At 47.8% G+C, this 23,231-nt stretch carries 23 protein-coding genes; 10 read left to right on the top strand and 13 right to left on the bottom strand.

What is annotated here, in order from left to right:
• Positions 1 to 17: 17 nt before the first annotated feature.
• Both coaBC and rph read right to left on the bottom strand, forming a co-directional pair.
• Positions 18 to 1,202 carry a bifunctional phosphopantothenoylcysteine decarboxylase/phosphopantothenate--cysteine ligase CoaBC gene (coaBC, locus tag NXS09_RS05015; protein WP_259291466.1) on the bottom strand — a complete coding sequence of 395 codons (1,185 nt, stop codon included), beginning with the start codon at positions 1,200 to 1,202 and terminating at the stop codon, positions 18 to 20.
• A gap of 105 nt (positions 1,203 to 1,307) precedes the next feature.
• The gene (gene rph, locus NXS09_RS05020) at positions 1,308 to 2,051 is read right to left on the bottom strand and encodes a ribonuclease PH (RefSeq protein WP_259291467.1); all 744 of its coding nucleotides are present in this window, start codon (positions 2,049 to 2,051) and stop codon (positions 1,308 to 1,310) included.
• 100 nt (positions 2,052 to 2,151) lie between these two features.
• Here rph and NXS09_RS05025 point away from each other — a divergent pair, with 100 nt between their 5' ends.
• Complete coding sequence (locus NXS09_RS05025) at positions 2,152 to 3,027, top strand: YicC/YloC family endoribonuclease (protein ID WP_259291468.1); 876 nt, start codon at positions 2,152 to 2,154, stop codon at positions 3,025 to 3,027.
• A 155-nt stretch (positions 3,028 to 3,182) separates the two neighbouring features.
• Here the strand turns inward: NXS09_RS05025 and NXS09_RS05030 are convergent, their stop codons facing one another.
• The 3 genes from NXS09_RS05030 to gmk form a co-directional block, all read right to left on the bottom strand.
• Positions 3,183 to 5,336, bottom strand: a complete 2,154-nt coding sequence (locus tag NXS09_RS05030; protein WP_259291469.1) for a RelA/SpoT family protein — start codon at positions 5,334 to 5,336, stop codon at positions 3,183 to 3,185.
• A gap of 17 nt (positions 5,337 to 5,353) precedes the next feature.
• Complete coding sequence (rpoZ, locus tag NXS09_RS05035; RefSeq protein ID WP_151051662.1) at positions 5,354 to 5,560, bottom strand: DNA-directed RNA polymerase subunit omega; 207 nt, start codon at positions 5,558 to 5,560, stop codon at positions 5,354 to 5,356.
• Between the two features lie 96 nt (positions 5,561 to 5,656).
• On the bottom strand, positions 5,657 to 6,274 hold the full coding sequence (gene gmk, locus NXS09_RS05040) for a guanylate kinase (protein ID WP_259291470.1): 618 nt from the start codon (positions 6,272 to 6,274) through the stop codon (positions 5,657 to 5,659).
• Positions 6,275 to 6,400: 126 nt separating this feature from the next.
• On the opposite strand from gmk, the gene NXS09_RS05045 reads away from it, so the two are divergent.
• Together NXS09_RS05045 and NXS09_RS05050 are read left to right on the top strand one after the other, a co-directional pair.
• Positions 6,401 to 6,976: an adenine phosphoribosyltransferase gene (locus tag NXS09_RS05045; RefSeq protein ID WP_259291471.1), complete on the top strand. Its 576-nt coding sequence runs from the start codon at positions 6,401 to 6,403 to the stop codon at positions 6,974 to 6,976.
• A gap of 151 nt (positions 6,977 to 7,127) precedes the next feature.
• Positions 7,128 to 8,756, top strand: a complete 1,629-nt coding sequence (locus tag NXS09_RS05050; RefSeq protein ID WP_259291472.1) for an ABC-F family ATPase — start codon at positions 7,128 to 7,130, stop codon at positions 8,754 to 8,756.
• A 100-nt stretch (positions 8,757 to 8,856) separates the two neighbouring features.
• Here NXS09_RS05050 and NXS09_RS05055 read toward each other — a convergent pair whose 3' ends face one another.
• The 3 genes from NXS09_RS05055 to NXS09_RS05065 form a co-directional block, all read right to left on the bottom strand.
• Positions 8,857 to 9,270: an organic hydroperoxide resistance protein gene (locus tag NXS09_RS05055; RefSeq protein WP_259291473.1), complete on the bottom strand. Its 414-nt coding sequence runs from the start codon at positions 9,268 to 9,270 to the stop codon at positions 8,857 to 8,859.
• A gap of 295 nt (positions 9,271 to 9,565) precedes the next feature.
• The gene (locus NXS09_RS05060) at positions 9,566 to 10,714 is read right to left on the bottom strand and encodes an FAD-dependent monooxygenase (protein ID WP_259291474.1); all 1,149 of its coding nucleotides are present in this window, start codon (positions 10,712 to 10,714) and stop codon (positions 9,566 to 9,568) included.
• 105 nt (positions 10,715 to 10,819) lie between these two features.
• Positions 10,820 to 11,662 carry a 23S rRNA (adenine(2030)-N(6))-methyltransferase RlmJ gene (locus NXS09_RS05065; RefSeq protein WP_259291475.1) on the bottom strand — a complete coding sequence of 281 codons (843 nt, stop codon included), beginning with the start codon at positions 11,660 to 11,662 and terminating at the stop codon, positions 10,820 to 10,822.
• 161 nt (positions 11,663 to 11,823) lie between these two features.
• On the opposite strand from NXS09_RS05065, the gene NXS09_RS05070 reads away from it, so the two are divergent.
• Complete coding sequence (locus NXS09_RS05070; RefSeq protein ID WP_259291476.1) at positions 11,824 to 12,384, top strand: pseudouridine synthase; 561 nt, start codon at positions 11,824 to 11,826, stop codon at positions 12,382 to 12,384.
• Between the two features lie 28 nt (positions 12,385 to 12,412).
• Here the strand turns inward: NXS09_RS05070 and NXS09_RS05075 are convergent, their stop codons facing one another.
• The 3 genes from NXS09_RS05075 to pnp all read right to left on the bottom strand — a co-directional run bounded on the left by NXS09_RS05075 (position 12,413) and on the right by pnp (position 16,353).
• Entirely contained in the window at positions 12,413 to 13,039 is a 627-nt protein-coding gene (locus NXS09_RS05075; RefSeq protein ID WP_259291477.1) for a LysE/ArgO family amino acid transporter, read from the bottom strand.
• Positions 13,040 to 13,148: 109 nt separating this feature from the next.
• Complete coding sequence (gene hemF, locus NXS09_RS05080; RefSeq protein WP_259291478.1) at positions 13,149 to 14,066, bottom strand: oxygen-dependent coproporphyrinogen oxidase; 918 nt, start codon at positions 14,064 to 14,066, stop codon at positions 13,149 to 13,151.
• 151 nt (positions 14,067 to 14,217) lie between these two features.
• Positions 14,218 to 16,353, bottom strand: a complete 2,136-nt coding sequence (gene pnp / locus NXS09_RS05085; protein WP_259291479.1) for a polyribonucleotide nucleotidyltransferase — start codon at positions 16,351 to 16,353, stop codon at positions 14,218 to 14,220.
• 441 nt (positions 16,354 to 16,794) lie between these two features.
• Here pnp and dld point away from each other — a divergent pair, with 441 nt between their 5' ends.
• Positions 16,795 to 18,483 (top strand): D-lactate dehydrogenase, encoded by a 1,689-nt coding sequence (gene dld, locus NXS09_RS05090; RefSeq protein WP_259291480.1) that lies wholly within the window; start codon positions 16,795 to 16,797, stop codon positions 18,481 to 18,483.
• An 83-nt stretch (positions 18,484 to 18,566) separates the two neighbouring features.
• Here dld and clpA read toward each other — a convergent pair whose 3' ends face one another.
• Together clpA and clpS are read right to left on the bottom strand one after the other, a co-directional pair.
• The gene (gene clpA, locus NXS09_RS05095; protein WP_259291481.1) at positions 18,567 to 20,855 is read right to left on the bottom strand and encodes an ATP-dependent Clp protease ATP-binding subunit ClpA; all 2,289 of its coding nucleotides are present in this window, start codon (positions 20,853 to 20,855) and stop codon (positions 18,567 to 18,569) included.
• The gene (clpS, locus tag NXS09_RS05100) at positions 20,856 to 21,170 is read right to left on the bottom strand and encodes an ATP-dependent Clp protease adapter ClpS (RefSeq protein WP_151051636.1); all 315 of its coding nucleotides are present in this window, start codon (positions 21,168 to 21,170) and stop codon (positions 20,856 to 20,858) included.
• 241 nt (positions 21,171 to 21,411) lie between these two features.
• Between clpS and NXS09_RS05105 the strand changes: the two genes are divergently transcribed.
• The 5 genes from NXS09_RS05105 to NXS09_RS05125 all read left to right on the top strand — a co-directional run bounded on the left by NXS09_RS05105 (position 21,412) and on the right by NXS09_RS05125 (position 23,194).
• Complete coding sequence (locus tag NXS09_RS05105) at positions 21,412 to 21,615, top strand: cold-shock protein (RefSeq protein ID WP_003682902.1); 204 nt, start codon at positions 21,412 to 21,414, stop codon at positions 21,613 to 21,615.
• 144 nt (positions 21,616 to 21,759) lie between these two features.
• On the top strand, positions 21,760 to 21,972 hold the full coding sequence (locus NXS09_RS05110) for a branched-chain amino acid ABC transporter (protein ID WP_259291482.1): 213 nt from the start codon (positions 21,760 to 21,762) through the stop codon (positions 21,970 to 21,972).
• A gap of 37 nt (positions 21,973 to 22,009) precedes the next feature.
• A complete protein-coding gene (locus tag NXS09_RS05115) occupies positions 22,010 to 22,228 on the top strand; it encodes a DUF1653 domain-containing protein (RefSeq protein ID WP_259291483.1) in 219 nt (72 codons plus the stop codon).
• 65 nt (positions 22,229 to 22,293) lie between these two features.
• Positions 22,294 to 22,740: an SsrA-binding protein SmpB gene (gene smpB / locus NXS09_RS05120; protein WP_151051630.1), complete on the top strand. Its 447-nt coding sequence runs from the start codon at positions 22,294 to 22,296 to the stop codon at positions 22,738 to 22,740.
• A 115-nt stretch (positions 22,741 to 22,855) separates the two neighbouring features.
• Positions 22,856 to 23,194 carry a hypothetical protein gene (locus tag NXS09_RS05125; protein WP_151053021.1) on the top strand — a complete coding sequence of 113 codons (339 nt, stop codon included), beginning with the start codon at positions 22,856 to 22,858 and terminating at the stop codon, positions 23,192 to 23,194.
• Positions 23,195 to 23,231: the final 37 nt, after the last annotated feature.

Genomic DNA, 23,231 nt, shown 5'->3' on the forward strand with positions numbered 1-23,231 from the left:
TTTTTTATTTTATTTTTTTACCGAGCCAATAAAACGGATAAACGTTCAACAATCGCCGCCGCCGCCTGATTTTTATCGGTTTCGGGGAACTCGGTTTCGCCTTGTTCGTCAATAATGGTAATCCGGTTAACGGGTTTGCCCATGGCCAATGCCACATCGTTGGCCACCAGCATCGGAATGCCTTTTTTCAGCCGCTTGGCGCGGGCATGTTCCAATACTTTTTCACTTTCGGCAGCAAAACCGACGCAAAAAGGCGCGTGTTCAAGTTTGGCGACCGAAGCGAGTATATCGGGGTTTTCCGTAAGCTCGATAACGGGCGGCGTGCCGGAGCCGTCTTTTTTCAATTTTTGGCTGCTGCTGTTTTTCACTTTATAGTCCGCGACTGCGGCAACCGAAATAAACACATCTTTCCCCGCAATCTCGGCCATGACGGCGCGGTACATTTCCTCGGCGCTCACGGCTTGGGTGGTTGACGCCAAACCTGTCGGCAACGTGGTTTGAATCTGTCCGTAAATCAAGGAAACTTCGGCACCGGCGGCACGGCAGGCACGGGCAAGCGCCATGCCCATTTGGCCGCTGGAAATATTGGTAATGCCGCGCACCGGATCAATCGCTTCGAATGTCGCACCGGCGGTTATCAATATTTTTTTGCCCTGCAAGCGTTTCGGCGCCCATAAGTCGGGCAGCAGTTCGGCCAGCTCCGCCGCTTCGGGCATACGGCCGATGCCGATTTCGCCGCAAGCTTGTTCGCCCGATGCGGGCGTGAAAACGGTGATGCCGTCGTTGCGAAGTCGGGCGATATTGCGCAGATTGGCCGGGTTGTGCCACATTTCCACATTCATGGCCGGGGCAACGGCCAAGGGGCAGGTGCGGGCGGCGGCTAGGTTGGTGAGCAGGTTGTCGGCAATGCCGTTGGCGATTTTGGCCAAAGTGTTGGCACTGGCGGGGGCGATAAGAAAAACATCGGCTTGGCGGGTAAGGTTGATATGCGCCATACCGTTGCCGTCTGCGCCGTGATGCGTTTCGGATAAAACGGGGTTGCCGCTGAGGGCTTGGAAAGTCAGCGGCGAAACGAATTCGGTGGCAGCGCGGCTCATGGCAACGCTCACCTGATGGCCTTGTTTTTTCAATAGGCGTACCAGTTCGCATGATTTATAGGCGGCAATACCGCCGCTGATGCCGAGAAGAATATGCTTGCTCATGGTGTGTAATATCCGAAACTATGATAGGCAGGCCGTCTGAAAACGTTCAGACGGCCTGTCAGTATATAATCAATATAGAAATTTGTTGATATGGCGGGAATATGATTAGGCCGTCTGAACAGCAGTTTGTGCCAGTGCTTTTTGTTGATATTCCATCAATTCGCTTATTCCTTTGCTGCCCAATTCAATCAGCTTGTTAAGTTCTTCAATGCTGAAAGGTGCGCCTTCGGCCGTGCCTTGAATTTCAATTATTTTACCGGAAGCGGTCATCACAATATTAATATCACTATCGCAGCCGGAATCTTCGGGATAATCCAAATCCAATAACGGCACACCGCCGACAACGCCCACGGATACGGCGGCAACGGCTTCGCGAATAGGGTTGTGTACTAACATGCCGGCATCAACCAGTTTGTTAATCGCCATTTGCAATGCCACAAAAGCGCCGGTAATCGATGCGGTACGGGTGCCGCCGTCGGCTTGAATCACATCGCAATCTATCAGAATCTGACGTTCGCCCAATTTATCAAGCTCGACCACTGCGCGTAGCGAGCGGCCGATTAAACGTTGGATTTCCTGCGTGCGGCCGCTTTGTTTGCCTGCGGCTGCTTCACGGCGCATACGCGAAGCAGTGGAAGCGGGCAGCATGCCGTATTCCGCCGTTACCCAACCCTGATCTTTACCGCGCAAAAACGGTGGCAGGCTTTCGTCGATGGAAGCCGTGCAGATAACCTTGGTATTGCCCGCTTCAATCAGGCAGGAGCCGTCGGTATGGGGCAGGAAGTTGGGGGTGATTTTAATGTCGCGCAGTGCATCGGCAGGGCGTGAGGTACGGGTATAAACAGTCATCATAATTCCTTAATCTCTAGTGCCGCGGATTATAACACGCAAAATTGTGGTATATTTTTCAAACTTTCACTCGATAAATTTTAAAACGGAGTAAAACCCCATGACTATTCGAAGCATGACAGGCTTCGCCAATGCGGCCGGCGAATGCGGCGGCAAGCGTATTAACTTGGAAATCCGCGCTGTAAACCACCGCTATCTCGATATACAGTTCCGTATGCCCGATGATTTGCGCCATCTGGAAAGCGCATTGCGGGAAAGTATCGCAGCGCATGCTACGCGCGGTAAATTGGAGTGCCGTATTCAGATTCAAGATATTGCCGGCAGTGCGCAAGGTTTGGATGTGAATCAGGATTTGGTATCGCAATTGGCGGCGCTCAATCAAAAATGGCGCAAAGAACACAAGGAATTAGGCAAATTAACCGTAGCCGATATTTTAAAATTCCCCGGTGTGTTGGTTAGCCAGAATGAAGATGCGGAATTGTTTGCCGAAGCGGTAAAAAAATTATTGGAACAGGCTTTAGTGGATTTCACTGCCGCCCGCGCCCGCGAAGGTGAAAAACTCTCGCAGCATTTGTCTTGGCGTTTGCAGGAAATGGAAAAAATTATCAACAATTTAAGCGGCATTTTTCCAAGTTTGTTGGAAGCGCATATGGAAAAAGTCCGTACCCGTTTACAAGAAGCGGTATCCAATATTGATAATGACCGTTTGCAGCAGGAATTCGCTTTGTTTATTCAAAAATCGGATGTGGATGAAGAATTCAGCCGTTTGCGTACCCATATTGAAGAAGTACGCCGCACATTGATGAATGCAAAAGGCCGTAGTGTCGGCAAGCGTTTGGATTTTCTGATGCAGGAGTTGAACCGTGAAGCCAATACCTTGGGCAGTAAAGCGATTGCGGCGGAATGTACGCAGGCTTCGGTGGATTTAAAAGTATTAATCGAGCAAATGCGCGAACAGGTGCAGAATATCGAGTAATGTTTTCAGACGGCTTAAGCCTATAAAATAAAAGGCGGATATATATCTGCCTTTTATTTTTGGTTGTATGTAGCGGAAATAGCCTATTGGTTTTTCAATTAACAATAAGGCCGTCTGAAAACTTATTTCAGACGGCCTGAATATTACAGCGAGTGCTATACCCTAATCACGCTTTGCACATTCGTAATCGCGTGTATATCTTTGATGATGCTGTTCAATTGATCAACGTCTTTCACTTTAATAAAGAACTTAAATTGGATAAAACCTTCGGTGCCCGGTTTTTTCTGAGGGGTTTCCACCGATTCGATATCGGCACCTGCCGAGGAAATAGCTTGTGCCATTAAAGCCAACAAACCGTGGGCATCGAGCGAGCTGACAATCAGTGTGCTGCGGAATGTTTGATCGGGGATACTTTCCCAATCCGCGTCTAATTGTTGTTCGGGGTCGGTTTTTAACAGGTTCGGACAGTTATCACGGTGGATAACCAAGCCCTGATCTTTAATCAGCACTGCGCGTACTGTATCGCCCGGTAAAGGTTGGCAGCAGGGGGCAAGGTGTACCCGTCCCATTGTTTGGCCGTTAATTTTAATCGGGCTCAGGCGCACTTCTCCGCCGAAATATTCACCGGCCAATTCGGCAATGTGCATGGCAACGGTAATCGGTAGGGTATGCCCCATGCCGACGCTGTATAACACATCTTCAAATGTTTTTTGCTGATTATTTAAATCATTGAGGTATTTTTCTTTCAATGTTTCAGACAGCAAAATATTTTTCGGTAGTAAGCTGGAGAGGGCTTTTTGAAGCAGGTTTTCGCCCAGTGTTACCGCATCTTTGCGGTTCATGTTTTTAATATAGTTGCGGATGGCGCTTCTGGCACGACTGGATGCAACAAAATCCAACCATGCCGGATTGGGCTTGGCATGTTCGGAAGTAATCACTTCGACGGTATCGCCCGTTTTTAATTTGGTTCGCAGCGGCATCATGGTGTTGTTGATGCGTGCGGAAATGGTATGGTGGCCGATATCGGTATGAATAGCATAGGCGAAATCAATCGGAGTAGAGCCTTTGGGCAGCGTTAAAATTTTGCCTTTGGGCGTTAGGATATAGACTTCATTGGGGAATAAATCGACTTTAACGGCTTCGAAAAATTCCATAGCATCGGCACTGCCGGCTTGCAAATCGAGAATATTTTTTAACCAGCGGTTGGTGTGCAATGTTGCCTGATCTACCGTGCTTTCGCCGGATTTATAAATCCAATGTCCGGCAACACCGCCTTCGGCAACGGCATCCATTTCATGAGTGCGTATTTGAACTTCAATCGGCAGCCCGTAAGGGCCGACCAAGGTGGTGTGCAGGCTTTGGTAGCCATTGCTTTTGGGAATGGCGATATAGTCTTTAAAGCGTCCGGGTTTGGGTTTGTACAAACTATGAAGCGCACCGAGTGCGGCATAACAGGCAGGAATGCTGTTCACAATCACTCGGAAACCGTAAATATCCATCACATCGGCAAAACGCAGGTTTTTGGTATGCATTTTTTGATGGATGCTGTATAGGTTTTTTTCACGTCCTTTAATTTTGGCTTCGATATTGGCTTCGACCAAACGTAAACCGAATGCCCGCAATACTTTGCCTACCACATCGCGACGGTTGCGGCGGCTGGCTTTCATGGCTTTTTGCAGGGTTTCGTATCGGCGCGGGTGAAGGTTTTTGAACGATAAATCCTGTAATTCCTGATAGGCATTGTTCAAACCGATACGGTTGGCGATTTGGGCGTAGATTTCCAGTGTTTCTTGTGCGATACGGCGGCGTTTGGCCGGCGCCATCGCGTCGAGTGTGCGCATATTGTGCAGGCGGTCGGCCAGTTTGACGACAATCACGCGTACGTCTTTGGTCATGGCCAAAATCAGTTTGCGAAAGCTCTCGGCCTGATGCTCGGCCTGGCTGTCGTATTCGAGTTTGTCTAATTTGGAAAGGCCGTCGACCATTTCGGCAATGGTGTCGCCGAATTCAGCTGCCATTTCGGCTTTGGTAACGCCTGTGTCTTCCAGTACATCGTGCATCACGCCGGCGCATAAGCCCTGTATGTCCATGTGCCAGATGGCCAGTTGGGCGGCAACGGCTAAAGGGTGGGTGATATAGGGTTCGCCGCTTTTGCGTGTTTGTCCGTCGTGCGCATGAAAAGCATAGGCGCAGGCTTTTTCGAGCAGCTCCTGATCTTGTGGCGTGAGATAGAAAGCTGTTCGGAACAGTAAATCGCGGGCTTGCGCCGTAAGAGGATCATACGGCGCGGTGGGGGCTGGCGTATGCATTCAGACGGCCTTAAAAATTATTTTCCGCGTTTGAGGAATTCGGCACCGATTTCGCCGGCAGCGATTTCGCGAAGGGCGGTCACGGTGGGTTTGTTGTTGCGGATATCGTCAACCAGCGGTGTGGTGCCGTTTTCCAGTTGGCGTGCGCGGCGGGCGGCGGTCAGGGTTAAATCGAAGTGATTCGGGATTTTGCTTACGCAGTCTTCAACGGTAATTCGTGCCATGTTGATGGTTCCTTCAATAAAAAATAATCAGTGTTTTGATGAATTATAAAGTCAGGCTATATTGTCGCTGTTTTTATAAGAATTTTCCAATAGTTTCTAAGGTTGTGCCAATAGATTTTCAATAAAGGCATGTTGTGCCGATTGTTTCAGCCGTTGGGCTTTAATAATCGCCAATAAATCGGCTTCGGCTTCAAGTAAATCATGATTCACGACAACATAATCAAATAAAAATGCTTGTTCGATTTCGCTACGCGCTTTGCTCAGGCGTTTGTTAATCACTTCGGGGCTGTCGGTGCCGCGTCCGGTCAGCCTGTCGGCCAGCACTTGAAACGAGGGCGGCAGAATAAAAATACTGCATGCGTCGGGCAATACGCGGCGTACTTGTTCGGCACCCTGTATGTCGATTTCAAGAATCACATCGTAACCTTGATCACGGAGGCTGTTGATGCTTTCAAAACTGGTACCGTAGTAGTTATCAAAAACTTTGGCATGTTCGAGAAAGGCTTGTTCACGAATAAGGGCTTCAAATCTGGCAGCATCAACAAAATAGTAATGACGGCCGTGTTCTTCACCGGCACGCGGTGCACGGGTGGTATGGGATACGGAAACGCGTATATCGCTGCGGGATTGGAGCAAGCGTGAAACCAAAGTGGTTTTGCCCGTACCCGATGCGGCGGAAATAATAAAAATATTACCTTTGGTAGGGGATGGCATAAAATGATTCCAAATGAGTGAAATTTTATGGTTTATTATGCCATATAGCCCGATAGGGCGACAATGTGCGCTCACTTTTGTTACAATTGAGTGTTTGTATTTCAAAAATTATCCAAGGTGTCGATTATGTTTATCCATCCTGAAGTTATGGGTGTGGCCGCGCTGGCTGAAAAAATCCGTAAAATACCCGATTGGCCTCAAAAAGGTATTTTGTTTCATGATATTACCCCGGTTTTGCAAAGCCCTGAATATTTTAGGCTGCTGGTCGATTTACTGGTTTACCGTTATATGGGTCAGAAAATCGATGTGGTAGCGGGTTTGGATGCGCGTGGTTTTATTATCGGCGCCGCTTTGGCTTACCAGTTGAATGTCGGGTTTGTGCCCATCCGCAAAAAAGGGAAACTGCCTTTTAATACCTTGTCGCAAAGCTATGAATTGGAATATGGCGAGGCAACGGTGGAAATCCATACCGATGCGATTACCAAGGGCGCACGCGTTTTACTGGTTGATGATTTGGTGGCAACAGGCGGCACGATGAAAGCCGGCATTGAATTGGTACGAAAATTGGGCGGCGAAATTATCGAAGCGGCGGCTATTTTAGAGTTTACCGATTTATCCGGCGGGGAAAGTATCCGCGCTCAGGGTGTGCCGTTGTTTACGCTGTATCAAAACGATGGTTCCATGCCTAAAGCCGATAAATAGTTTATTGTTTTCATTAAGCTTTTGAGGCCGTCTGAAAAAGGTTTGGCGATAGACAACCTGTTTTCAGACGGCCTTTATGTTTTCATTGATTAGCGGAAAATATGATATAATTTTGCGCTTTAAATATTTATTCCGTAAAGGGTTTATTGAAATGATTTCTACCAACGGCATTACCATGCAGTTTGGCGCCAAGCCGCTGTTTGAAAATGTATCTGTCAAATTCGGCGAAGGTAACCGCTACGGCCTGATTGGTGCCAATGGTTCGGGCAAGTCTACATTTATGAAAATTTTGGGCGGCGATTTAGAGCCGACCAGCGGCGAAGTAGCCATTGAAAACGGTGTCCGCCTCGGTAAATTGCGCCAAGATCAATTTGCTTATGAAGATATGCGCGTGTTGGATGTGGTGATGATGGGGCATACCGAAATGTGGGCGGCCATGACCGAGCGCGATGCCATCTATGCCAATTTGGAAGCCACGGAAGACGACTATATGCACGCGGCCGAATTGGAAGCTAAGTTTGCCGAATACGACGGCTATACCGCCGAAGCCCGTGCCGGTGAGCTATTGAGCGGCGTCGGCATTGACGAATCGTTGCACAATGCACAAATGAGTGAAGTGGCGCCCGGTTTTAAATTGCGCGTATTGTTGGCGCAGGCTTTGTTTTCCAAACCCGATGTATTGCTGCTTGACGAGCCGACCAATAACTTGGACATCAATACCATCCGCTGGCTTGAAGGCATATTGAATCAATATGATTCGACCATGATTATTATTTCGCACGACCGCCATTTTTTGAACGAGGTCTGCACCCACATGGCCGATGTGGATTACAACAGCATTACCATCTATCCCGGCAACTACGATGATTATATGTTGGCTTCGACACAATCGCGCGAGCGTGCATTAAAAGACAATGCCAAAGCGAAAGAAAAATTGCAGGAGCTGCAAGAGTTTGTCGCCCGTTTCTCGGCCAATAAATCCAAAGCCCGTCAGGCAACCAGCCGTCTGAAACAGGCCGATAAGATTAAATCGGAAATGGTGGAAGTGAAACCTTCTACCCGCCAAAACCCTTATATCCGTTTTGAAACCGATGAAAAAGCCAAGTTGCACCGTCAGGCTGTAGAAGTAGAAGGCTTGAGTAAGCGTTTTGAAAAACAATTGTTCAAAAACATGAGTTTTATTTTAGAAGCGGGCGAACGCTTGGCCATTATCGGCCCGAACGGGGCGGGTAAATCTACCTTATTAAAATTATTGGCAGGGGCGTTTAATCCGGAATACAGCGACGGCATCGAGCCGGATAGCGGTACCATTAAATGGGCGGAAAAAGCCAATGTCGGCTACTATCCGCAAGATCATGAAAATGATTTTGATGTGGATCTCAACCTCACCGAATGGATGCGCCAATGGGGGCAGGAAGGTGACGACGAACAAACCATCCGCGGTACGCTCGGTCGTTTGTTGTTCGGCAGCAATGACGTGGTGAAACAGGTTCAGGTGCTGAGCGGCGGTGAAAAAGGCCGTATGCTTTATGGTAAATTGATTTTGCTGAAACCCAATGTGTTGGTGATGGACGAACCGACCAACCATATGGATATGGAAAGCATCGAATCGCTGAATATGGCTCTGGAAAAATACAAAGGCACTTTGATTTTCGTATCGCACGACCGCCAGTTTGTATCCTCTCTGGCCACTCAGATTATCGAGTTAGACGGTAATGGCGGTTATGAACATTATCTTGGTGATTATGAAAGCTATTTGGCGAAAAAAGGCTTGGTATAAAGCCGTATTTCGATTGAACGCCGAAATAAAAAACCGACATGTTTGAGCATGTCGGTTTTTTATAGATTGCGATGGTATGAAATGCCATCGCAATTGTTTATTATTTCACTTCTGAAGAGATTTCCACATCAATATTGCCGCGGGTGGCTTTTGAATAAGGGCAAATTTGGTGTGCAGTATCCACAGCTTTTTTCACTTCTTCGGCGCTTAAAGTGGTGTTGCTGGCGATAACGTGCAGTTTGGCGGCAATGTTGTAGCCGTGGTTGTCGTCTTGCAATAAATCCACCTCGATTTCCAAAGTAGAATCAAATTGCAGGTTTTGCATTTGTTTGACAACGCCTAATGCACCATCAAAGCATGCGCCGTAGCCCATGGCAAATAGTTGTTCGGGGTTGTTACCTTCTTTGCCTGAACCGGGCATGGCCATATTGATCACCAAATCGCTGTCGCTCAATTTGGCGGTTCCGGCACGACCGCCAACTACGGTTGCTTTTGTAGAATATAATTTTTTCATACGGTATCCTCTTAATAAACCTAATTAATGATGATAAATATTTATAAATAAAATCATCAGGTTGTGAAAAAAATGAAATGTTAGATTGTAGATTTTTATCTTATTAAAGTTAAAGGAATGCTAGCTAAAAATAAGACTCGTTCATTCTAACAAATTTATCCGTTAATAAAGAAATATTTGATATTCAAATGTTGTAATTATTTGCTAATGAATTTTAAATAATCGATTGAACAACCGATTGAGAGGGAAAATGGATGCTTTCAGACGGCCTTGCGAATACAAAGCCGTCTTTTTATCACAATCCCATAGCATGCCGGATTAAGCGGTTTTTCATCCACGGCGCGGCATTGACTAGGTTCAGGCCGGTATTGCGGATGAGCGGTAGTGCAGGCAGTTTTTTTTCGTTGAACAAACGGAATAAACCGTCGCAACCGGTTTGCATGGTGCGTACGGGCGCCAAACGGCTGAGGGTATATTGGCGCAATAGTTGGTAGGCGCCGATATCGGCGGCATCGCGGCTGAGCTCGGCAAAGGCGGCAACATCGCCGAAACCGAGATTGACACCTTGTCCGGCGAGCGGATGAATCGTGTGGGCGGCATCCCCCATCAGGATAATGCGTTGTGCCGATGTCGATTCGGGGCGGCGCAGAATCAGGTTAAAGGCGAATGCGGGTGATAGCGGTTGCAGGTTGCCCAATACGTTTTTGCTTTTTTGGGTGACTTCCGCCGCCAGCGCTTCAGGCGATAGCGAAGTGAGTTTTTCCGGCGTAAACGTACTCCAAACCATAGAAATTTTATGATCGGGCAACGGCAGGCAGGCCAATATTTCGCCGTCTTCAAACCATTGGAAGGCGGTGCCGTTGTGGTCTTTTTCGGTGTGGAAATTGGCGACTACGCCGTGCTGACCATAAGGCGTTTCGTTGACTTGAATGCCGCTTTGTTTGCGTACCCAAGAGTTGGCACCGTCGGCGCCGATAATCAAACGGGCGTTTAGGGTTTCGCCGTTTTCTAGCGTTAGGGAGGCCGTCTGAATATCGGTTTGCAGGGAAACGGCGGCTTCCTGAATCACGGGGATATCAAGGGCGCGGATTTGTTGCCATAAGGCGGCAAGCAGCCAACGGTTTTCGGCGATATAGGTGAGAAACGGCGTATTGGTTTCGGCGGCGCTGAATTCAATTTGTCCGCCGTTGTCGCCGCGCACGTCCATACGCGATACGCCCTGTATGCGGCTTTCAGACGGCCATGCGTCTAGCGATTGTAATAAGGCGCGGTTGGCCGGGCTGATGGCATAAATACGGGCATCCCAACCTTGATTGAGAAAGTCGGGGTCGGTTTGGGGCGGGCGTATTTCTATCAGAGCCACATCGCGGCCTTGTTTTTTCAGGGCAACGGCGGCAGCCGCGCCGACCAATCCGCCGCCGATAATCAGGATTTCATGTGTCATATAAGGTATTCCCGTGGGTTCGCTTCGGATTATAACGCAAACGGTTGCCTGCGATGGCAAATGCTTATGTATAAACCGTATTCAGACAGCCTTAACCGCTTTGTTTTATTCGCGATAATCCAAAACAAAACGTGCCTGATCGTCTTGGGCGAGAAGTTTGGTTAATGCGGGTAGGGTGTCTTGCAATTGTTGCGCCAGTATATAAGGCGGATTCAATATAAACATGCCGCTGCCGTGCATGCCGAAGCCGTCTGAACGGGGGGCGTGTACATGTAGTTCGGTGTGCAGATAATGTTCGGGCGATAGTTTTTTTAGTTGTTCGGGCAGTTTCCGGCTTTCTTCGCGGCTTAGGCACGGATACCACAACAGATAACAGCCTGAAGCAAAGCGTTTTTGGGCGGCTTTTAGGGTGTTGATGACTCTGGCGTAGTCTTGTTTTTCTTCATAAGGCGGGTCGATTAACACCACGGCGCGGCGGGTCGGCGGCGGCAATAGTGCGATTAAACCCTGATAGCCGTCGGATTGGCTAATCAGCCCGCGCTTACCTAAACGGGCTTCCTGCATATTGTGTTGTAAATGTTGGTAGTCGGTCGGGTGTAGTTCGAATAGGCGCAGTTTGTCGCTAGGGCGGGTCATGGCTTGCGCCAACCACGGTGAACCGCAATAAAGATTTGATTGCGGCAATATGCTTTTCAGACGGCCTTTGAAACTATTGAGCGGTTCCGGCAGGGATTCGGCCTGTATCAGTAGTGAAAACCCGCGTTTGTATTCACCGACTTTTTGCGCTTCGCCGCCGCTTAAATCGTATAAACCGGCGCCGCTATGGGTGTCGATATACCAATAAGGTTTGTCTTTGCGGTTGAAATAATCGAGGGTGAGGTAAAGTACAAAGTGTTTGAGCATATCGGCATGGTTGCCGGCATGAAAGGCGTGGCGGTAGCTGAGCATAAATAAAGGCCGTCTGAAACGATAAAAACCGTTTATTTTAAGCCAAGAGCGGTTGCGGCGGTAGAGGGCATGGCGGCAATAAGCTTTCAGACGGCCTATATGGTGTGAAAACCATACCGTGTTCCGTATAATGTTTCGGTTTCCGATAGAAGATAAAACCGATGAGCCATTTGATTGTATTGAATAAGCCGGACGGTGTGATATGCCAGTTTTCACCGCATGAGAAATACGAAAGTTTAAAAGATTATATTGATGTTGCGGATTTTTATCCGGCCGGCCGCTTGGATACCGATAGCGAGGGTTTGCTGCTGCTGACCGACGACGGCCGTTTACAGGCAAGGATTGCGCATCCGAAGCACGGCAAGAAAAAAACCTATTGGGCGCAGGTGGAGGGGGTGGCGGACGAAGCGAAACTTAATCTGCTGCGTTCCCGTATGGACTTGGGCGATTTTGTGACTCAAGCGGCTAAGGTGAGGGTTTTAGATGCTGCCGAAACGGATCGCTTATGGCCGCGGCGCACGCCTATCCGAGTGCGCAAAACCGTGCCTGATTTTTGGGTGGAAATCATGATTAGCGAGGGGAAAAACCGCCAAGTACGCAGAATGACGGCTAAAGCCGGCTATCCCTGTTTGCGTTTGGTGCGGGTAGCGGTAGGCCGTCTGAATATTTTTGATTTGGGGCTGGCATCGGGCGAATGGCGGTTTTCAGATGATTTGCCTTGATAACCGGATTTTTAACCATAAAAACGGTCTAGCCGAATAGGGCAAAGGTTTGTTTGAATAAGCCGAATGCCAGATAAAACATCATCACTGCAATAGCAGTATCCAATATCTGCCAAACGCGCTCACGCTGAAACAGCGGCAACAACAGGCGCGCTCCGTAGCCGAGACTGAAAAACCATACGCCGGAAGCCAGCAATGCGCCGATAAGAAACAGAAATTTATCGTGTTGATTTAAATGATTCGCATAACTGCCGATAAGCACGACGGTATCGATATAAACATGAGGGTTGAGCAGGGTGATGGCTAAGGTAGCGGCTATGCTTTTTATGATAGATGAGGGTTGGCTCTGCCCCGCCTGAATCGACATATGCCCGCCGCCCTGCCATGCCCGCTTTAGGTTCATGAGGCCGTAAACCAACAGAAAAATGCCGCCGGCCAAGGCCAATAAAGCGGATATTTTAGGGCTATCGGAAAGTAGGGCGGAAACGCCGAATACGCCGCAACTAATCAGCAAGACATCGCACAACCAGCAAGTCAACACAATGGCGCCGATATGTTGTTTTAGCAAACCTTTTTTCAAGACAAACGCATTCTGCGCGCCGATGGCAATAATCAGGCCGCTGGAAATCATCAGTCCGTTGAAAAAAGGGTTCATATCAATACGCCTTGTCGGTAAATAAAATCGATTATGGTTTGAAACGGGTATGCTGTTTTAGTGTTTGTGCATACCCGTTTTAAACGTTTCAGACGGCCTTTAATAAGGTTTAGCGATTTTGCCCGGCTTGCTCGGCCAGCCAGTCGCGTGGTTTTAAAAAGTCGTTTAAACGCGCTTCGGGCGAATCGGGTTCGGGCTGATAACTGTATTCAAACCGTACCAACGGCGGCATTGACATCAAAATACTTTCCGTGCGCCCGCCGCTTTGCAGGCCGAATAACGTGCCTCTGTCCCAAACCAAGTTGAATTCGACATAACGCCCACGGCGGTAGAGTTGGAATTGGCGCTGGCGTTCGCCGAAAATAATATTTTTGCGTTTGGCAACGATAGGGATATAAGCCTGTATATAGCCTTCGCCGACGGCTTTGATAAAGTTCAGGCAGGTATCGAAATCCCAACGGTTTAAATCATCGAAAAACAAACCGCCGACGCCGCGTGTTTCGCCACGGTGTTTTAAATAGAAATATTCATCGCACCATTGTTTGTATTGCGGATAAACATCATCGCCGAAAGGTTGGCATAAGTTGGCAGCGGTTTGATGCCAATGCAGAATATCTTCTTCAAAAGGGTAAAACGGGGTGAGGTCGAAACCGCCGCCGAACCACCACACCGCTTCACCGCCTTCGGGATAGGCAATGAAAAAGCGTACATTGGCATGGCTGGTGGGAATATAGGGGTTTTTCGGATGGATAACCAACGAAACACCCATGGCTTCAAAGGGGGCGCCGGCCAATTCGGGGCGGTGTGCGGTTGCCGAAGCGGGCATGGCATCGCCTTTAACGTGTGAAAAATTAACACCGGCCTGTTCAAAAACGGCACCGTTTTTCAAAACGCGGCTTTCGCCAATGCCCAATTTGCTTTGCCATTGGTCGGCGATAAATTTTGCACCGCCGTCTTGGTTTTCCAAGGCGCTGCAAATTTGATCTTGTAATGTTTTCAATACGCTTAAAACGGCTTCTGTATGCATATTATTTCCTTTAAAAAGAACGTTTTCAGACGGCCTTTGAGATAAACCATATCGTATTTATTTATCTAATAAAGATTAGTCTGAATGCTTATTTTATAAAAGGCCGTCTGAAACCTATTTTCAGACGGCCTTTGTCAATAAAGCCTATCGCTTATTCGCTATCGTTTTTTTGCTCTTGGCGCGGTTCGCGCTCAGGTGCTTCAAGCAATGCTTTGATAGATAAACGCACACGGCCGCGGTCGTCTACTTCCAGCGCTTTCACCTGTACGTTTTGACCGACTTTCAAATAATCGCTAACGTTTTTCACGCGTTCGTGGGCAATTTGGCTGATGTGTACCAAACCGTCTTTACCCGGAATCACGGAAACGATGGCGCCGACATTGTTGTCGAGAATTTTCAAAACCGTACCGTCATACACTTTGCCCACTTCCACTTCGGCAGTGATTTCTTCAATGCGTTTTTTCGCAGCTTCACCGGCTTCTTGAGTCGTGGCGGCAATGGTTACCGTACCGTCTTCGGCAATATTGATTTCGGTGCCGGTTTCGGCTGTTAGGCCGCGGATGGTTTCGCCGCCTTTACCGATAACGTCGCGAATTTTATCTTGTGGGATTTTCACGGTAAACAGGCGCGGTGCGTGGGCGGATAACTCTTGCGGGCCTTCAACGGCTTCTTTCATTTGCGCCAAGATGTGCATACGCGCTTCTTTGGCTTGTGCCAACGCGATTTGCATGATTTCTTTGGTGATGCCTTGGATTTTAATATCCATTTGCAAAGCGGTGACACCGTCGGCGGTACCGGCCACTTTAAAGTCCATATCGCCTAAGTGGTCTTCGTCACCCAGAATATCGGTTAATACCGCGAATTTGTTGTTTTCCAAAATCAAACCCATGGCGATACCGGCAACGTGTGCTTTTAACGGCACACCGGCAGAAAGCAGGCTCAAACAGCCGCCACATACGGAAGCCATAGAAGAAGAGCCGTTGGATTCGGTAATTTCGGAAACCACGCGCATGGTGTAGCTGAATTCTTCGGGCGACGGCAAAACGGCAACCAAAGCGCGTTTGGCCAAACGGCCATGACCGATTTCGCGACGTTTCGGCGGGCCCATGCGGCCGACTTCGCCGGTAGAATACGGCGGGAAGTTATAGTGCAGCATAAAGCGGTCGGTATATTCGCCGCTTAGCGCATCGATAATTTGTTCGTCGCGGGCGGTACCCAAAGTGGCAACGGCCAGAGCTTGGGTTTCACCGCGGGTAAACAGGGCGGAGCCGTGAGTGCGCGGTAAAACGCCGGTTTGGATATTAATCGGGCGTACGGTGCGGGTGTCGCGGCCGTCGATACGGGGTTGGCCGTCTAAAATCTGACCGCGAACCACATCGGCTTCCAATTGTTTGAAGATGCCTTTGATTTGGTTGGCGGCCAACGTATCGGTTTCTTCGGTAATCAAAGCGTCTTTAACCGCATTCCATGCTTCGTCGAGCTTGGTAGAACGGGCTTGTTTTTCACGGATTTTAAAGGCTTCGCTGATAAGGTTGCCGGCGATTTCGCGGATTTTTTCCACTAAGGCGGCATCTTTTTCAGCAGGCTGCCATTCCCATACCGCAGGGTTTACTTCATCGGCAAATTCGTTGATGGCGTTAATCACGGTTTGCATTTGCTCATGGCCGTAAACCACCGCGCCCAACATCACGTCTTCAGGCAGTTCGCTGGCTTCGGATTCCACCATCAATACGGCTTTTTGCGTACCAGCAACCACTAAATCCATTTTTGATTTGGCCAATTGTGCTTTGGTCGGGTTCAATACATAAGCATCGTTAACAAAACCGACGCGGGCGGCACCGATAGGGCCGTTGAACGGTACGCCGGTCAATACCAATGCGGCGGAAGCGCCAATCATCGCAGGGATATCGGAATCAATTTCAGGGTCGATAGAAACCACCATCGCCACGATTTGAATGTCGTGGTAGAAACCTTCGGGGAATAACGGACGGATAGGGCGGTCGATTAAGCGGCTGGTGAGAATTTCTTTTTCGCTTTGTTTGCCTTCGCGTTTGAAAAAGCCGCCGGGGATTTTACCGGCAGCATAAGTGCGCTCGAGATAATCAACGGTGAGCGGGAAGAAGTCTTGGCCTTCTTTCACATCTTTATTGGCGGTGATGGCAACCAGAACCACGGTGTCGCCCATAGAAACTTTAACGGCGGCATCGGCCTGACGGGCAATTTCACCGGTTTCCAAGGTAACGGTGTGTTGGCCGTATTGGAAAGATTTAACATGCTTGTTGAACATTTTGTTCCTTTCAGTTGGTGCCGTTGCCGCTAAAACACTAATGATGCACACAAATTAATCAAACTATGTGCATGGTTAGGGTTTCAGGCGGGCATCGGCGGGATTTGGGTTTTCAGACGGCCTGTTATCATTGCAGACCGCAACTATGGATTATAGCGTTAAAACAGGTTGGAATCCAAATAAGAAAATGCTTTAAAAATGTTTTTGGCATGAGCGTTCGCCATAATAGCAGACAGCATGATATAGGTATTGGCGAATGGTTTGTAAATATCCTTTTTAAGCATAGGGTTAATTGTAAAGATTATAGTTAGACAGGCCGTCTGAAAGGTTTTTCAGACGGCCTAAAATATATTGTGCCTAACCAAGCAGTATTTGACCGTGTCGGGCGAAAAAACGTACACTTAAATTCATCCGGATACTCATTAATTTCAGGAAAAAGAAATGACTACCACGCAGCTGATTCAAAAATTTACCGATATTGTCGGTGCGCCTTATGTGATAACCGATCCGAGTAAAACCGAACCCTATCGGCAGGGCTACCGCTTCGGCGAAGGCAAAGCGTTGGCCGTTGTGCGGCCGGGAACCATACTTGAACAATGGAAAATTTTACAGGCCTGCGTAGAGGCCGATGTGATTGTGATTACACAAGCGGCCAATACCGGGCTGACCGGCGGCTCGACGCCCGACGGCAACGATTACGACCGCGATATTGTGATTGTGAACACCATGCGCATGAATATCGTGCAGCCGATTAACAATAACGAACAAGTCGTCTGCCTACCCGGTTCGACCTTGAACCAGCTCGAAGTTTTATTAAAACCGTTGGGCAGGGAGCCGCATTCCGTGTTGGGCTCTTCGTGTATCGGCGCATCGGTATTGGGTGGTGTGTGCAACAATTCCGGCGGCGCATTGGTACAGCGCGGGCCGGCCTATACGGAAATGGCCTTATTTGCCCAAATCAACGAGCAAGGCGAGTTGGAACTGGTGAACCATTTGGGGATTGATTTGGGTGATACGCCTGAAGAAATATTAACCAATCTGCAAGGCCATCATTATCAGAGAAAAGATATTACGGTTGATGCGGGCAAAGGGCACGACCATACCTATTGCCAACACGTCCGCCAAGTTGACGAACCCAGTGCCGCCCGTTTTAATGCCGACCCTTCCCGCCATTATGAAGCATCAGGTTCCGCCGGCAAGCTGATGGTTTTTGCCGTACGCATGGATACTTTCCCGCTCGAAGAAAATACCGCCGTTTTCTATATCGGCACCAACGACACGGCGGAATTAAACGGCATCCGCCGCCATATTTTAACCAAATTTGAAAACCTGCCGATTTTGGGCGAATACCTACATCGCGGCGCGTTTGATGTGGCGGCCAAGTATGGCAAAGATACGTTTTGGATTATTAAAAAATTCGGTACGCATCGTCTGCCCGCTTTATTTGACTTTAAAGCTAAGGTGGAACGCTTCAGTAAAAAAGTAACTTTCCTGCCCAAGCATTTTACCGATAAAGCTTTGCAATTTATTGCCGGCTGTCTGCCTGAGCATTTACCCGCTTCTTTATACGATTTCCGCGACCGCTACGAACACCATTTGATTCTGAAGATGGGCGGTGCGGGCGTGGAAGAGGCGCGTGCCTTCTTAAAAGATTATTTTAGCGACAAAACGGGCAGTTATTTTGAATGTAATCCCGAAGAGGCTCAGGCAGCTTTATTGCATCGTTTTGCCGTCGGCGGCGCATCGGTTCGCTATCGTGCCGTGCATACTCAGGATGTGGAAGATATTGTTGCCCTTGATGTGGCGTTGCGCCGTAACGATCATGATTGGTTTGAAAAACTGCCGTCTGAAATCGACGACCAAATCAGCAAGAAAGTGTATTGCGGCCATTTCTTATGCTATGTTTTCCATCACGATTATCTGGTGAAAAAAGGCCGCGATTGTGTGGCACTGGAACATGAAATGCTGGAATTGTTGGAAAAACGCGGTGCGCAATATCCTGCCGAGCATAATGTCGGCCATTTGTATGAAGCCAAGCCTGCGCTGAAATCGTTTTATCGAAAATTGGATCCGACCAACAGCTTTAATCCGGGTATCGGCAAAACCTCTAAGAAAAAATATTGGGCTTAAATCAATCCGCCAACCCATATTATATTAAAGGCCGTCTGAATAAATATTTCAGACGGCCTTTTTAGCTGGTTGATATTGCTTAATTATACAACCGTATCTAATGCTTTATCGGAAGTGTTTTTCTTAAACTTCAAAACAGCTTTATCGTTGGCTTCATCCCAATCTATCCGCACAAAACCGCCGTCGGCCAGTTTGCCGAAGAGTAGTTCGTCTGCCAATGCCTTGCGGATTTTGTCTTGAATCAGGCGCGACATCGGGCGGGCGCCCATTTGCGGATCGAAGCCTTTTTTCGCCAGATATTTCCGTAAAGCCGGTGAGAATTCGGCTTCCACTTTTTTATCAAGCAGTTGTTGTTCCAGTTGCAACAGGAATTTATCAACCACTTTGGCAATCACGGCTTCGTTGAGCGGTGAGAAGGCAATCACGGCATCCAAACGGTTGCGGAATTCGGGTGAGAATTGTTTGTTGATGGCTTCCATTTCATCACCGCGCTCGCGTTTGCCGGCAAAGCCGATGGTCGGCTTGCTTAAGCTTTCCGCGCCGGCATTGGTGGTCATAATAATAATGACATTGCGGAAATCGGCACTCTTGCCGTTATTGTCGGTTAGTTTGCCGTAGTCCATCACTTGTAGCAACACATTGAAAATATCGGGATGGGCTTTTTCGATTTCGTCGAGCAATAAAACGCAGAAAGGCTGTTTGTTTACCGCTTCGGTTAGCAATCCGCCTTGTTCAAAGCCGACATAGCCCGGCGGCGCACCAATCAGCCGCGATACGGCATGGCGTTCCATATATTCGGACATATCAAAACGTTGCAGCGGAATGCCTAACGAAAACGCCAGTTGCTTGGCCACCTCGGTTTTCCCTACGCCGGTCGGGCCGGAAAACAAGAAGCTGCCGATGGGTTTATTGGGCTGTCCCAAACCGGAACGCGCCATTTTAACGGCGGCCACTAAAGCATCAATGGCATCATCCTGACCGAATACCATGTTTTTCAAATCACGCCCTAAATACTGCAGCACTTGTTTGTCGTCGTGGGAAACGGTTTTTTCGGGAATGCGAGCCACTTTGGCAATCACGGCTTCAATTTGGGCTTTACCGATAACCTTTTTCTGTTTTGATTTCGGCAAAATACGTTGTGCCGCACCGGCTTCATCCATCACGTCGATGGCTTTATCGGGTAGGAAACGTTCGTTAATATAGCGTGCGGAAAGTTCGACCGCAGCCTCTAAAGCACCGGCGGTATAGCGCACGTTATGGAAGCTTTCAAACATCGGTTTTAGGCCGCGTAAAATCTGTACGGTTTCGCTGATACTGGGTTCGACGATGTCGATTTTTTGAAAACGGCGGCTTAATGCGTGGTCTTTATCGAAAATCGTACGGTATTCGTCGTAAGTGGTCGCACCGATGCAGCGCAGTTGGCCTTTGGCCAATGCGGGTTTGAGCAGGTTGGAAGCGTCCATTGTGCCGCCGGAAGTGCTGCCCGCACCGATAATGGTATGGATTTCATCCACAAACAAAATAGCGTGCGGGATTTTGGCCAATTGTTTTAAAACGGCTTTCACGCGTGCTTCAAAGTCGCCGCGGTATTTGGTTCCGGCCAATAGTGCGCCCATATCCAATGAGAAAACAACGGCATTTTTTAAGTTTTCGGGCACCGTACCTTTTACGATTGCATGAGCCAATCCTTCCGCCAGCGCCGTTTTTCCGACACCGGCCTCACCAACCAATATCGGGTTGTTTTTACGGCGGCGGCATAAAACTTGAACCAAACGCTCCATCTCATGCTTGCGGCCGATAAGGGGGTCGATACGACCCGCAGCAGCTTCAGCATTCAGATTCACGGTATAAGAAGACAATGCATCTTTTTTATTAGGGCCTTTTTCTTCTTTTTCCTCTTCCTGTCCGTCGGAATCCTCGGATGAGTCTTCGGAAGCGCCTTTACCGTGCGCCAGCGTGCGGAGAATGTCGTAGCGCGTTACCGATTGCAGTTGCAGAAAATAAACGGCGGGGCTGTCGGTTTCGCTCATTAGTGCCACTAAAACATCAGTCGGCTTCACTTCGCGCTTGTCGGCAGATTGGGCGTGCACCATGGCACGCTGCAATACGCGTTGGAAGCCTAGAGTAGGTTGTGTTTCGGTTTTATCAAGTAAATGTGTGGGTAGAATCGGGGTGTTGTCGACAATACTGCTGATAAGTTGTTCCGAGAGCACTTTGCAGTCTACATGGCATTCCTGCAGGGTTTCCCGTACTTCGTCGCTTTGTTCGATTAACACCAGCAATAAGTGCTCCAAGCTGATTAACTCATGCCGTTGCTTGCGTGCGTCGGCATAGAGAATTTGTAAAATTTGCTCAAGCTCTTCTGAAATCATTTATACCTCCTCAACAACACATTGTAGCGGTTGTTCCTCCTGTCTGGCGAGCCGCATAACTTGTTGTTGTTTTGTTTCGGCTATATCGCGGCTGTAAACGCCGCAAAGCCCTTTACCTTCGTGATGCACCAACAGCATCACGGCGATTGCCCGCTCTTCGGGCAGCATGAAGATTTCCGTTAATACCTTAACAACAAAATCCATGGTTGTGTAATCGTCGTTCAAAAGAAAGACGCCATATTTCTTAGGTGGGGCTGTTTTGTTCCGGTTTAAAGTGTCGGTATCGGTATCATATTGGGTATTATTTTTGGTCATATTAAGTCTTCGCTGGAATTTCGGATATGGCTTATGTTGTTTTTTGCATTATTTTAATAAATTTTGTTTTTTTTCCCAAACACTACTTGACTATACACCTTAACATAGGTAAAAAGTAAGTCAGCATAACTTGGCATCCACAATATAAATCTAATGGTTTAGGAGAAATCGGAACTTTTGGTTTTTTGAGTTGCCTAATATTTGCTGTTTTTTGTTAATTTTTTTTAGTATAGGAAGTTCAATGGCAACCGGTATTGTTAAATGGTTTAACGACGCTAAAGGTTTTGGTTTCATTACCCCCGATGAAGGCGGCGAAGACTTGTTCGCACATTTCTCTGCAATCAATATGGATGGTTTCAAAACATTAAAAGAAGGCCAACGCGTTTCTTTTGATGTAACCACCGGCCCGAAAGGCAAACAAGCTGCCAATATTCAGGCTGCTTGATTAAATTGTGCCGGTTGTGCCGGTTGCAATGATTCATGTATGGCAGGTTTTTTTAAACCTGCCATTTATTTTTATGCAGATTCTTTATTTTCAAGATGGCAATCTGTAAATAAAATCTAACCCATCTTTTCAAATACGAATGTCATGATGATTGTTGATGCCGATTATCAGAATGCACGCAGACAAATAGAAGAATTAATCGATTATTTGCGCAAAAACCAATCTACATCGTGTGCGATGGCGGAAGAAGATCTGATTCTAACAAGGCTTGCCGATTGGCAAACCGATTTAAAACCGAACCATAAACAGGCCATTGCCGCTATTAACGAATACTACCGTCGTTTTATAGAAAAATAAATATAAAAACAACTATTTAATAAAATAAAATTTTAATATGGATATTGTGAAGCCTGGAATTTACCGCCATTATAAAGGCGGGCTATACGAAGTTATCGGCACGGCGCGCCATTCGGAAACCGAAGAAGAAATGGTGGTGTATCGTGCCTTATATGGCGAATATGGTTTGTGGGTGCGCCCCTTATCCATATTTGTGGAAAGTGTGGTTTATCATGATGAAACAATACTGCGCTTTTTGTGCCTAAAAGCATTTTAAATAGGGTTTCAGACGGCCTTCTGATAAAATAGGCCGTCTGAAAAGATTGATACGATTGAACGATTATGAGTATAGCCAATAACCGCAAAGCATTTCACGACTATTTTATTGAAGACCAAATCGAAGCCGGTTTGGTTTTAAGCGGCTGGGAAGTAAAAGCCATCCGTGCCGGTAGGGTGCAGCTTAAAGAAAGCTATATCCACTGGAAAAAAGATGCGTTTTATCTGGTGGGCTGCCATATTACCGCATTAGCTGATGCTTCCACCCATGTGAAAACCGATCCCGTACGCCCGCGCAAATTATTATTGAAGCAGTCTGAGATTAATAAACTAATCGGCAAAACAGAGCGCTCGGGCTACACCATCGTGCCTTTGAACCTGCATTATCACCGTGGCTATGTGAAAATGGATATCGGGCTGGCGAAGGGTAAGAAACAACACGATAAACGCCAAAGCCTGAAAGAAGCCGATTGGAAACGTGAGAAACAACGTTTGATGAAAAACGCAGGTTAATTCTGTTCGGCCATACTCATTTATTGAGATACTATATTTTCAGACGGCCTCTAATCAAACAGCTTTATAGGTCGTCTGAATATCATTACTACTTTAGCAGTCGGAGTTTTATACCATGCCACAATCCTCACTTGCATTACCGCTGTTTTTAATTGCCGCCGGAGCGGTTTGGTTTTTAAAAAGTACGGGTGTGCTTCCGGCAACGGCTACGCTGATTGCCATCGGCTTGGCTGTCGTCGGCATTGTGGTGTTGTTAGTAGACGGCATCAATAAACAATCCATCGTATCCGGCCCGTTTTTGGTTTATATCGGCGCGGCGGTTTATTTAAGAAACGAATACATCTTCGGCTATTCGCCGCTGATTGCATTGGGTATGATTATTCTCGGCGCATTGCTGTTGTTGTCGCGCAGTAGCATCGTGCCCTACAAACATCAAAAACAGCTTAAAGAATAAATCTGCCGTTAATGGCAAACTGATTCAGGCCGTCTGA

The sequence above is a fragment of the Neisseria montereyensis genome, assembly GCF_024834045.1.
Taxonomy (GTDB): Bacteria; Pseudomonadota; Gammaproteobacteria; order Burkholderiales; family Neisseriaceae; genus Neisseria; species Neisseria montereyensis.

Coding starts and splice junctions, on each gene's coding strand:
- coaBC (WP_259291466.1), bottom strand. CDS start 1,202: ATGAGCAAGCATATTCTTCTCGGCATCAGCGGCGGTATTGCCGCCTAT.
- clpS (WP_151051636.1), bottom strand. CDS start 21,170: ATGACCAAAAATAATACCCAATATGATACCGATACCGACACTTTAAAC.
- NXS09_RS05060 (WP_259291474.1), bottom strand. CDS start 10,714: ATGACACATGAAATCCTGATTATCGGCGGCGGATTGGTCGGCGCGGCT.
- NXS09_RS05110 (WP_259291482.1), top strand. CDS start 21,760: ATGATGATTGTTGATGCCGATTATCAGAATGCACGCAGACAAATAGAA.
- dld (WP_259291480.1), top strand. CDS start 16,795: ATGACTACCACGCAGCTGATTCAAAAATTTACCGATATTGTCGGTGCG.
- smpB (WP_151051630.1), top strand. CDS start 22,294: ATGAGTATAGCCAATAACCGCAAAGCATTTCACGACTATTTTATTGAA.
- rph (WP_259291467.1), bottom strand. CDS start 2,051: ATGACTGTTTATACCCGTACCTCACGCCCTGCCGATGCACTGCGCGAC.
- NXS09_RS05070 (WP_259291476.1), top strand. CDS start 11,824: ATGAGCCATTTGATTGTATTGAATAAGCCGGACGGTGTGATATGCCAG.
- NXS09_RS05025 (WP_259291468.1), top strand. CDS start 2,152: ATGACTATTCGAAGCATGACAGGCTTCGCCAATGCGGCCGGCGAATGC.
- NXS09_RS05050 (WP_259291472.1), top strand. CDS start 7,128: ATGATTTCTACCAACGGCATTACCATGCAGTTTGGCGCCAAGCCGCTG.
- NXS09_RS05055 (WP_259291473.1), bottom strand. CDS start 9,270: ATGAAAAAATTATATTCTACAAAAGCAACCGTAGTTGGCGGTCGTGCC.
- NXS09_RS05045 (WP_259291471.1), top strand. CDS start 6,401: ATGTTTATCCATCCTGAAGTTATGGGTGTGGCCGCGCTGGCTGAAAAA.
- NXS09_RS05115 (WP_259291483.1), top strand. CDS start 22,010: ATGGATATTGTGAAGCCTGGAATTTACCGCCATTATAAAGGCGGGCTA.
- NXS09_RS05065 (WP_259291475.1), bottom strand. CDS start 11,662: ATGCTCAGCTACCGCCACGCCTTTCATGCCGGCAACCATGCCGATATG.
- rpoZ (WP_151051662.1), bottom strand. CDS start 5,560: ATGGCACGAATTACCGTTGAAGACTGCGTAAGCAAAATCCCGAATCAC.
- NXS09_RS05030 (WP_259291469.1), bottom strand. CDS start 5,336: ATGCATACGCCAGCCCCCACCGCGCCGTATGATCCTCTTACGGCGCAA.
- clpA (WP_259291481.1), bottom strand. CDS start 20,855: ATGATTTCAGAAGAGCTTGAGCAAATTTTACAAATTCTCTATGCCGAC.
- NXS09_RS05075 (WP_259291477.1), bottom strand. CDS start 13,039: ATGAACCCTTTTTTCAACGGACTGATGATTTCCAGCGGCCTGATTATT.
- pnp (WP_259291479.1), bottom strand. CDS start 16,353: ATGTTCAACAAGCATGTTAAATCTTTCCAATACGGCCAACACACCGTT.
- NXS09_RS05125 (WP_151053021.1), top strand. CDS start 22,856: ATGCCACAATCCTCACTTGCATTACCGCTGTTTTTAATTGCCGCCGGA.
- gmk (WP_259291470.1), bottom strand. CDS start 6,274: ATGCCATCCCCTACCAAAGGTAATATTTTTATTATTTCCGCCGCATCG.
- NXS09_RS05105 (WP_003682902.1), top strand. CDS start 21,412: ATGGCAACCGGTATTGTTAAATGGTTTAACGACGCTAAAGGTTTTGGT.
- hemF (WP_259291478.1), bottom strand. CDS start 14,066: ATGCATACAGAAGCCGTTTTAAGCGTATTGAAAACATTACAAGATCAA.